At 66.3% G+C, this 7,280-nt stretch carries 8 protein-coding genes; 4 read left to right on the top strand and 4 right to left on the bottom strand.

What is annotated here, in order from left to right; genetic code table 11:
* Window positions 1-270 (top strand): MOFRL family protein (locus BRAO375_RS14325; RefSeq protein WP_283806069.1); only part of this gene is annotated, 270 nt, incomplete at its 5' end.
* 13 nt (window positions 271-283) lie between these two features.
* On the opposite strand, the gene BRAO375_RS14320 is transcribed toward BRAO375_RS14325, so the two are convergent.
* The gene (locus tag BRAO375_RS14320; RefSeq protein ID WP_009028189.1) at window positions 284-790 is read right to left on the bottom strand and encodes a MarR family winged helix-turn-helix transcriptional regulator; all 507 of its coding nucleotides are present in this window, start codon (window positions 788-790) and stop codon (window positions 284-286) included.
* A 197-nt stretch (window positions 791-987) separates the two neighbouring features.
* On the opposite strand from BRAO375_RS14320, the gene BRAO375_RS14315 reads away from it, so the two are divergent.
* The 3 genes from BRAO375_RS14315 to BRAO375_RS14305 are packed head-to-tail and all read left to right on the top strand — an operon-like array spanning window position 988 to window position 4,523.
* Window positions 988-2,028, top strand: coding sequence for a branched-chain amino acid ABC transporter permease (locus BRAO375_RS14315; protein ID WP_035640290.1), 1,041 nt, complete (start codon window positions 988-990; stop codon window positions 2,026-2,028).
* 3 nt (window positions 2,029-2,031) lie between these two features.
* The gene (locus BRAO375_RS14310; protein ID WP_009028187.1) at window positions 2,032-3,801 is read left to right on the top strand and encodes a branched-chain amino acid ABC transporter ATP-binding protein/permease; all 1,770 of its coding nucleotides are present in this window, start codon (window positions 2,032-2,034) and stop codon (window positions 3,799-3,801) included.
* Entirely contained in the window at window positions 3,798-4,523 is a 726-nt protein-coding gene (locus BRAO375_RS14305) for an ABC transporter ATP-binding protein (protein WP_009028186.1), read from the top strand. Before BRAO375_RS14310 ends, BRAO375_RS14305 begins: the two co-directional genes overlap by 4 nt.
* Window positions 4,524-4,552: 29 nt before the next feature.
* Here BRAO375_RS14305 and BRAO375_RS14300 read toward each other — a convergent pair whose 3' ends face one another.
* The 3 genes from BRAO375_RS14300 to BRAO375_RS14290 form a co-directional block, all read right to left on the bottom strand.
* Window positions 4,553-5,359: a shikimate dehydrogenase family protein gene (locus tag BRAO375_RS14300; RefSeq protein ID WP_009028185.1), complete on the bottom strand. Its 807-nt coding sequence runs from the start codon at window positions 5,357-5,359 to the stop codon at window positions 4,553-4,555.
* 98 nt (window positions 5,360-5,457) lie between these two features.
* On the bottom strand, window positions 5,458-6,603 hold the full coding sequence (locus BRAO375_RS14295; RefSeq protein WP_009028184.1) for an ABC transporter substrate-binding protein: 1,146 nt from the start codon (window positions 6,601-6,603) through the stop codon (window positions 5,458-5,460).
* Window positions 6,604-6,819: 216 nt separating this feature from the next.
* Window positions 6,820-7,239, bottom strand: a complete 420-nt coding sequence (locus BRAO375_RS14290) for an acyl-CoA thioesterase (RefSeq protein WP_009028183.1) — start codon at window positions 7,237-7,239, stop codon at window positions 6,820-6,822.
* Window positions 7,240-7,280 lie beyond the last annotated feature (41 nt).

Raw genomic sequence — 7,280 nt, 5'->3', positions numbered from 1 at the left:
CTCGCCGACCTCCTCCAGGACATGGACGGCGTCGCGGCGCTCGCCGGCGACACCGACGGCGCCGATGGCGGCGGCGGCAGCGCGTCCGACCCGGCCGGCGCGCTGGTCGATGCCGAGGTCATCGCGGCGATGCGAGCCCAGAATCTCGATCCGCAGGCCTATCTCGCCAACAACGACGCCACCGCGTTCTTCGCCGCGACCGGCGGCCTGCTGCAGACCGGGCCGACGCTGACCAACGTCAACGACGTCAGAGTGATCCTGGTCGACTGAGGGCACCTCGCTTTCAGAACTCCTCCGCGATCTTGGTCAGCATCGCCAGCAGCGCCTCGCGGCCATCCGGGCCGAGCAGCTCGTTCAGCCGCGCCTCGTGCTTGGAGACCACCAGCTTCTTGGCGCGGGCGAGCACGCCCTTGCCCTTCTCGGTCAGCATCAGGATATGCGAGCGTCGGTCATTGGCCGAGCGGACGCGGGTGCAGAGCTCGCGGCTTTCAAGGCTGTCCAGCAGCGACACGAAATTGGGCCGGAGGATGCCGAGCGTATTGGCGATCTCGGTCTGGTTGCGGCCGGGATTGGCGTCGAGCAGCAGCAGCACCGAGAACTGCGCCGGCGTCAGCTGCAACGGTGCAACGCAGCGCAGGAAGTCCTCGAACACTTTCAACTGCGCTCGTTTCAGCACATAGCCGAGCAGATCCGACAGCTCGCCGAGCTGGACCGCTTGCGTCTCCTCGACGGCTACGGCAGCTTCCCGACGGCTGTCCCGCTTGCTGACGGGCTTGGCGCTATCGGCCATCACGGTCCGCCAAAGTCATCACAATTGCTTCCATCCCTGGTCTCGAATGCCGCAGCCGGAACAGCGGCCTTGAGATTATAATCGATAATTGTTATCCACCATACCAAACACGGGCAGCCGAATTCAACTGCCCCGACCCGCGGAGGGCGCACAGGCGCCACCCGCACCCGGTCACCACAGAGGGGGAGCGTCCTGTCTTGAACACAACGATCTTGCTGTTCCTGTTGCAGGACGGCATTACCAACGGCGCGATCTACGCCCTGCTCGGGCTGGCGCTGGTGCTGGTCTTTGCCGTCACCCGGGTGATCCTGATCCCGCAGGGCGAATTCGTCACCTACGGCGCGCTGACCTATGCCTCGCTCGCCGCCGGCCGCATGCCCGGCACCGCGAAGCTCGCCGTGGTCATCGGCCTCGCGGCCTTTGCCTTCGACCTCTATGCGATGCGCAAGACGCTGCACGCGCCGAAGATCGTTCGTACCTTCGGCCTCAACGTCGCCTTCCCCGTGGTCGTCCTGCTCGCCAGCATGTGGGCGGCCGACCAGCGCATGCCGGCCGGCGTCAGCCTCGTGCTGTCGCTGCTGATCGTCGCCTCGATCGGCCTGTCGCTGTATCGGATCGTGTTCCAGCCGCTCGCCCACACCTCGGTGCTGGTGCTGCTGATCGCCTCGGTCGGCGTGCACCTGGCGCTGCAGGGCCTTGGCCTGCTGTTCTTCGGCGCCGAGGGCCAGCGTGGCCCGACCTTGCTGAACGCCACTGCGACGCTCGGCTCGCTGCGCTTCACCGGCCAGGGCATGGCAGTCTACGGCATCACCATCGCCTTCATCATCGGCCTCTGGCTGTTCTTCGGCCTGACGCTCTACGGCAAGGCGCTGCGCGCCACCGCCGTCAACCGGCTCGGCGCCCGCCTGGTCGGCATTCGCACCACGCTGTCCGGCCAGATCGCATTTCTGCTGGCCTCCACCATCGGCGCGCTCTCGGGCATCCTGATCGTCCCGATCACCACGCTCTATTACGACACCGGCTTCCTGATCGGCCTGAAGGGGTTCATCGCCGCGATCATCGGCGGCCTCATCAGCTATCCGCTGACGGCGGTCGCTGCGATCGTCGTCGGCATCGTCGAGGCGTTCTCGTCGTTCTACGCCTCGAACTTCAAGGAAGTCATCGTCTTCACGCTGCTGATCCCGGTTCTGCTGCTGCGTTCGCTCGCCGCGCCCGCGGTCGAAGAAGAGAAGGATTGAGCCGTGCGCGAGCGTTGGCCTCTCATCATCTTTGCCGTCATTGTCGCGGCTATTCCGTTCATCCCGGGCGTCCCGCCGTTCTGGATCGTGCTGCTCGACAATATCGGCCTCTCCGCGCTGGTCGCGATGGGCCTGGTGCTCTTGACCGGCGTCGGCGGCCTCACCTCGTTCGGCCAGGCCGCGTTCGTCGGCTTCGGCGCCTACACGACCGCCCTGCTCTCGACGCAGTATGGCGTCTCGCCCTGGCTGACCCTGCCGCTGTCGCTGCTGGTCTCCGGCCTTGCGGCGGTGCTGCTCGGCCTCGTGACGGTCAGGCTGTCCGGCCATTATCTGCCGCTCGGCACGCTCGCCTGGGGTCTTGGTCTGTATTATCTGTTCAGCAAGCTCGCCTTCCTCGGCCGCAATGACGGCATCTCCGGCATCCCGCCGCTGTCGATCGGCAGCCTCAGGATGCTCGATCCCGGCACGATCTATTTCGCGATCTGGGCCGCCGTTCTGATCTCCGCCCTGCTGACGATGAACCTCCTGGACTCGCGCACCGGCCGCGCCATCCGCGCGCTGCGCCGCGGCCACATCGCCGCCGAAGCGTTCGGCGTCTACGCGCCGCGCGCCAAGCTGCTGGTGTTCATCTACGCGGCCGTGCTCGCCGGCCTCTCCGGCTGGCTCTATGCGCACTTCACCCGCGCGGTGAACCCGACGCCGTTCGGCGCCCAGGCCGGCATCGAATATCTGTTCGTCGCGGTCGTCGGCGGCGCCGGCTATGTCTGGGGCGGTGTGCTCGGCGCGGCGATCGTCGTGGTGCTGAAGGAGGTGCTGCAAAGCTATCTCCCGCTGCTGCTGCACGGCGAGGGCCAGCTCGAGACCATCGTGTTCGGCATCCTGCTTGTCACCCTGCTCCAGCTTGCGCCGACCGGCCTGTGGCCATGGCTGACCGCGCGGCTGCCGTTCAAGCCCGCCGCCAAGAAGCCGGACACCTCGATCAAGCTGCCGGCGCGCGAGCGCGCCGCGGCGGCTCCCAGCGTGCTGCTGCAGGTCGACAATGCGCGCAAGCAGTTCGGCGGCGTGGTCGCGGTCAACAACGTCTCGTTCGACGTCCAGGCCCGCGAGATCGTCGCGCTGATCGGCCCCAACGGCGCCGGCAAGAGCACGACCTTCAACCTGATCACCGGCGTGCTGCCGCCGACCTCCGGCAACATCTCGGTGCTCGGCAAGGCTGTCGGCAACGCGCCGCCGCAGGACGTCGTCAAGCTCGGCATTTCCCGCACCTTCCAGCACGTCAAGCTGGTGCCAGACATGACCGTGCTGGAGAACGTCGCGATCGGCGCGCATCTGCGCGGCCACTCGAATGCGCTGTCGAGCATGTTCCGGCTCGACCGCGGCGACGAAGCCAAGCTGCTCGCGGAGGCCGCGCGGCAGATCGAGCGCGTTGGACTGGGCGACCAGATGCACCAGCTCGCCGGCTCTCTGTCGCTCGGCCAGCAGCGCATCGTCGAGATCGCGCGCGCGCTGTGCGTCGATCCGATGCTGCTGTTGCTCGACGAGCCCGCAGCCGGCCTGCGCCACATGGAGAAGCAGCGCCTCGGCGCGCTGCTGCGCGACCTGCGCGCCGGCGGCATGTCGGTGCTGCTGGTCGAGCACGACATGGGCTTCGTCATGGATCTCGCCGACCGCATCGTGGTGCTCGATTTCGGCACCAAGATCGCCGAGGGCACACCCGCCGCGATCAAGACCAATCCCGAGGTGATCAAGGCATATCTCGGAGCCACCGCATGAGCACCTTGCTGGAAGTCGCCGACGCCCACGTCTCCTACGGCAAGGTCGAGGCCGTCCGCTCGGTCTCGCTCACCGTGGCCGAGAACGAGATCGTCACCATCATCGGCGCCAACGGCGCCGGCAAGACCACCCTGCTCAGCGCCATCATGGGCGTGTTTCCGCTGAAGGGCCGCGTCTCGTTCCTGGGCGAGGACATGGCCCGGCTGGAGATCGAGGACCGCGTCGCGCGCGGCCTCTGCCTGGTGCCGGAGCATCGCGAGCTGTTCGCGACCATGAACGTCGAGGACAATCTCCAACTCGGCGCCTTCAGAATGTCCAAGGCGCATGCGGCCCGCGGCTTCGAGCACGTCTACACGCTGTTCCCGAAGCTGAAGGAGCGGCGCAAGCAGCTCGCCGGCACGCTGTCCGGCGGCGAGCAGCAGATGCTGGCGATGGGCCGCGCGCTGATGGGCGCGCCGAAGATGCTGATGCTGGACGAGCCGAGCCTGGGTCTCGCGCCGATCATCGTCGCCGGCATCTTCGAGATCGTCGCAAAGCTGCGCGAGGAAGGCGTCTCGGTGCTTTTGGTCGAGCAGAACGCCAAGGCCGCGCTGAAGGTCGCCGACCGCGCCTATGTCATGGAGCTCGGCGAGTTCGTGCTGAACGGCAAAGCGAGCGAGATCGCGACCGACCAGCGCGTCGCGGCGAGCTATCTCGGCTTTGCCGAGGCGGCCGCGAGCTGAGCCGGACACGAATGGGGTGAGGTGCTGTCTCAGGATGGCGCCTCCTTCGACAACAGGAATTCGACCATCACGCGCTCCAGCGCCCGGTACATGTCGGTGCCGGTCGCCGTCAGGCAGCCGCGCTCACGCGCGGCGGCGATGAAGGGCGAGACCTCCGGCTTGGTGATGACGCAGCCGCAATAGGCTGACGGGCTGATCGTCGCCATGTCGACCGGCAGGGAATCACCTGGCTGCATGCCGGCGGGCGTTGCATTGACGACCATATCGAATCCATCAGCGTCAGCGCTGCCGACAACCGCGCGGCCCTTGCCGCGTTCATTGAGCCGCGCGATCAGCGCATCGCGACGGCCTGGGTCGCTGTCGTGAATGGCGAGCTCGCGCACGCCGGCATCGATCAGGGCGAGCGCAATCGCCGAGCCGGCGCCGCCTGCCCCGACCTGCAAGGCGCGGACGCCAGCGGGATCGAAGCCGGCGGCGTTCGCCGCGCCGACGAAGCCGAGACCGTCGACCATGTCACCGTGCCACCGGCCGTTCGCCCCCCGTCGCATCAGGTTCACCGCGCCAATGAAATGCGCGCGCTCGGTCGCCGTCGCGCACGCGCGATAGCAGGCGAATTTGTGCGGGATGGTCGCGACGATGCCATCGAGATTTTTCACCCGCGTCATCGTCGCCAGGAAGTCGGCGAGATCAGCAGCCGCGACCTGGACCGCGACCAGGATCGCGTCGCTCTCGCGATCCGCGAAGGCTTCGCTGACACCCGCCGGCGACCGCACCTGCGCGATGGGATCGCCGATGATGATGTGGAGACGCGTGGCGCCGGTGGGGGCGAAGATCATCGGGGGGTCTCCCAGAAAGCTAAAAACTCTCGGTCCAGATAGCCGAAAGGCCGGCTCATCGAGCCGGCCTTTCTCAATCGAAGCTATGGTCTATCCGCTCACTTGGCCGGGACGTATTTGCCGTCCTTCACGGTCAGGATGATGCGAGCGCGGTCGTCGAGGCCCGAGCGATCCTTTTCGGTGAAGTTGTAGACGCCCTGCGAGGCCGCGAGGTCCTTCTCGCTCAGCAGCGCCTGGCGGATCGCCTCGCGGAACTCCGGCGTGCCGGGCTTCGCGGTCTTCAGCGCCACCGGAATGACGCGCTTGAGGATCTCGAACGCATCGAAGGAGTGGCCGGCGAACTGGCTGCGGCTGTTCGGGCCGTACTTGGCTTCATAGGCCTTGTTCAGCTCGAGGCCGGGCTTCTTGGTGAGCGCGCTGTCGTCCTGGGTCTCCGGCGACATCACCGGGCCGGAGGCCATGATCACGCCTTCCGCCGCCTTGCCGGCGATGCGGATGAAGTCCATGCTCGCCGCGCCGTGCGTCTGGTAGATCAGGCCCTGATAGCCGCGCTCGCGCAGCTCGGTCTGCGGCAGCGCCGCCGCTGTACCGGAGGCGCCGACCAGGATCGCATCCGGGTTCGCCGCGACCAGCTTGAGCACCTGGCCGGTCACCGACGTGTCGGGACGCGCGAAGCGCTCCTCGTCGGCGATGGTGATGCCCATCGGCACGGCCTGGTTCTTCAGGTCGTTGAACCAGAGATCGCCGTAGGAATCGGAGTAGCCGATGTAGCCGACGGTCTTGATGTTGTGCGCCTTCATGTGCTCGTAGAGCACCTTGCCCATGATCGGCACCGGCTGCGGCATCACCACCGACCACTTCGTTCGCTCCGGCGTGACCGGGAACGGCGCCAGGCCGAAATGCGGAATGCCGGCTTCATTGGCGACGTTGGAGACCGCGATGGTCGGCGGGGTCAGCGCCGAGCCCATGATGATGTCGGCCTTGGATTCGGTCACGAAGCGGCGGGCGTTGGTGGTCGCCGTGGTCGGATCGCCGCCGTCGTCGAGCACGATCACCTTCAGCGGCACGCCGCCGATCTCCTTCGGCACGAACTCCAGCGCATTGCGCTCGGGGATGCCGAGCGCCGCGCCCGGACCTGTCGTGGTCGTGGTGATGCCGATGGTGATCTCGCTGGTCTGCGCCAGCGCCGGGGCCGACGCGAGCATCGCGATGACGCCAGCCGCAGCCAGATAGGCCTTCCTCATAAAATCCTCCCTCAATCTTTTCGGTTCAGCTCGTGATCCGCCGATCCCTGTTTGCAGTCCCGCCCCCTTGTCCGGGACGTCTTCCTATAGGCCGGCCGATTATGTGTCCAACCGTGATCATAGCATTGAACACGAGAAGATCACTTCTCACCATCCGACCAAAGCACGACAGCTGAATATCCTTAAGACGGTCGCATGTCGCACCCATTCCGCACCTCATTCGCCGAGGAATTTGGCTCGCATCTCCTCCGGGAACGGCGTCGATTTCAGCTTGTCCGGGTCGGCCGGATCGCGTCCGACCAGCACCCGGGTCTCGAAGCCTTCGATCGCCAGCGCCTCGCCCTTGAACACCTTGTGGGTGACGTCGAACGACGAGCGCTTGATGCTCTCGATCCGGCTCTCGATCGTGATCCATTCGCCATAGGTCGAGGGGATGTAGAATTTCGCGCGGGTGTCGACCATGGGAATGCCGACCAGGCCATAGCGGCGGACGATGTCCTGCTTGGAAAACCCGGCCGCCTCGAACATGACGGAGGTCGCATCGTCGAACATCGCGAAGTAGCGCGGATAGTAGACGATATTGGCGGGATCGCAGTCGCCCCACTGGATCTGCACATCGCGGCGGTTGACGAACATTTTTTGAGGACCTCGCTATCAGCCGCGGAAAACAGTCTGCT

The organism is Bradyrhizobium sp. ORS 375 (assembly GCF_000239775.1).
Classification (GTDB): domain Bacteria; phylum Pseudomonadota; class Alphaproteobacteria; order Rhizobiales; family Xanthobacteraceae; genus Bradyrhizobium.
Note: the sequence above shows the minus strand (reverse complement) of the source record. Positions and strands in the feature narration are given on the sequence as shown.

Bases quoted from the DNA above. Each gene is read 5' to 3' on its own strand.
- BRAO375_RS14305 (WP_009028186.1), top strand. From the start codon at position 3,798: ATGAGCACCTTGCTGGAAGTCGCCGACGCCCACGTCTCCTACGGCAAG.
- BRAO375_RS14295 (WP_009028184.1), bottom strand. From the start codon at position 6,603: ATGAGGAAGGCCTATCTGGCTGCGGCTGGCGTCATCGCGATGCTCGCG.
- BRAO375_RS14290 (WP_009028183.1), bottom strand. From the start codon at position 7,239: ATGTTCGTCAACCGCCGCGATGTGCAGATCCAGTGGGGCGACTGCGAT.
- BRAO375_RS14300 (WP_009028185.1), bottom strand. From the start codon at position 5,359: ATGATCTTCGCCCCCACCGGCGCCACGCGTCTCCACATCATCATCGGC.
- BRAO375_RS14320 (WP_009028189.1), bottom strand. From the start codon at position 790: ATGGCCGATAGCGCCAAGCCCGTCAGCAAGCGGGACAGCCGTCGGGAA.